The organism is Thioclava sp. UBA3469 (assembly GCF_002378135.1).
Lineage (GTDB): Bacteria > Pseudomonadota > Alphaproteobacteria > Rhodobacterales > Rhodobacteraceae > Thioclava > Thioclava sediminum.
The window spans coordinates 5,224-5,583 of record NZ_DFRG01000269.1 but is presented as its reverse complement, the minus strand read 5'-3'; the positions used below and the strand labels follow the sequence as shown (position 1 = coordinate 5,583).

The following is a 360-nucleotide window of genomic DNA, read 5'->3' as shown; positions in this document are numbered from 1 at the left end:
CAGCACGTTCATGTTGAGCGAGAACCGGACCTCCAGATCGGAGTTCTTGAACAGCATCCCCATCAGCATCTCGGGCTCGACGGTGCGCGATTTCGGCTCGAGCACGATGCGGATATCGTCGGCGCTCTCGTCGCGCACATCGGCGAGTGCAGGAACCTTACGGGTCTGGATGACTTCGGCCAGACGCTCGATCAGCTTGGACTTCTGCACTTGGTAAGGGATCTCGGTGACAACGATCTGCCATTGACCGCGGCCCAGCTCCTCTTTCTCCCAACGCGCCCGCAGGCGGAACGCGCCGCGGCCCGTGCGATAGGCGTCGCGGATATTGTCGGGCGGCTCGACCAGCACGCCGCCGGTCGG

Annotated in this window: 1 protein-coding gene; it reads right to left on the bottom strand. The window is 63.6% G+C overall.

Annotation, left to right across the window (positions count from 1 at the left end):
- The coding region (locus B3D39_RS19550) for a DNA gyrase subunit A (protein ID WP_286789994.1) at window positions 1-360 on the bottom strand (360 nt) is incomplete at both ends.